Source organism: Amycolatopsis sp. NPDC051061, assembly GCF_040682935.1.
In the GTDB taxonomy this organism is placed as follows: Bacteria; Actinomycetota; Actinomycetes; order Mycobacteriales; family Pseudonocardiaceae; genus Amycolatopsis.
In genome coordinates, this window is record NZ_JBFBBZ010000177.1 from 1 (window position 1) to 1,090 (window position 1,090).

The following is a 1,090-nucleotide window of genomic DNA, read 5'->3' on the forward strand; positions in this document are numbered from 1 at the left end:
AAAATATGATTGATGGAGCAATGTTTGGTGTAGGAAATATCTTTATGCTTATGGCTGCAAGCGCTGCTGGTAACGTAATTGCCTTTTCGTTCTCACAATTAGGTGTTATCATTTCAACTATTGGAGGAATTCTCTTCCTTGGTGAAAAGAAAACCAAAAAAGAATTGGTTTATGTTGGAATTGGGATTGTTCTATTCGTAACAGGTGCAATTTTACTTGCAATTGTAAAATCTAAAGGATAATAAAAAAGCTGTCAGTAAATTGACGGCTTTTTTTGTGAGTTAATTTTCTGACAAGTTTTCTGTCAGTAAAATTTTATAGTTTTTCATTAACGAAATTTACAAAATGATTCCAAAAAACCTTTGGAGCGCTACTACGGGGGACAGTTTTCTTAGCAACCAATGGAATTTGTTCTGCGGTACAATTTGGAAGATAGCCTAAACTATCCTTTACTGTAGTAGAAAGAGTGACAAGTTTTTGGTTTTTAGTCACAGTTGCTTCAACGGAGGCTGTTTTTTTCTTACTGAATTTGACTGTCAGTGATTTTGTATCTGCACTACCATCTGTAGCATAAGGAACAACGGGAGTGATATTTTGTGGAGCAACGAGTTGAACAGATTTTTCTTTTCCATCAGTCACAGCAATTTCTTTAAAATCATCTAAGGATTGATTTTTTTGCACAAGACTGGTCGTACGCCAATGACCATAAACATAGTTCATCAGTTGATTTGTGAGGGTGAAAGGAGTTGAGTTGTCAGCAGCAGGATCTGTAGCTTCTAAAACAACCGTAATGATTCTAAAGCCGTTTTGATTTGTTGTTCCAGCAAAACAGTCAATTTGAAAACTTGTTGAACCTGTTTTCAAGCCATCTACACCAGTTCTTGAAGTAGAAAAACCACTAAGCATTTGATTGGTATTAGTTAAGGTCATCTTTGCTTCATTGCCGGTATCAAAAGGAATTTCTGTTTTTTTAGTGATTTGAAGAATTTCTGGGAAATCTTGAATAAGATGATAACTGAGTGTTGCTACGGCCTTTGCGCTCATTGTGTTTGTTGCTGAAGCACCAGACCCTGGATAAATATGACCGTTT

1 protein-coding gene and 1 pseudogene are annotated in these 1,090 nt (G+C 36.0%); one reads left to right on the forward strand and one right to left on the reverse strand.

Annotated elements, in window-relative coordinates; translation table 11 throughout:
- A partial coding sequence (locus tag AB0N03_RS52515; protein WP_364389046.1) for a GRP family sugar transporter occupies positions 1-242 on the forward strand: 242 nt, incomplete at its 5' end.
- A 73-nt stretch (positions 243-315) separates the two neighbouring features.
- Here the strand turns inward: AB0N03_RS52515 and AB0N03_RS52520 are convergent.
- A pseudogene (locus tag AB0N03_RS52520) lies at positions 316-1,090 on the reverse strand (hypothetical protein); the annotation flags it as partial.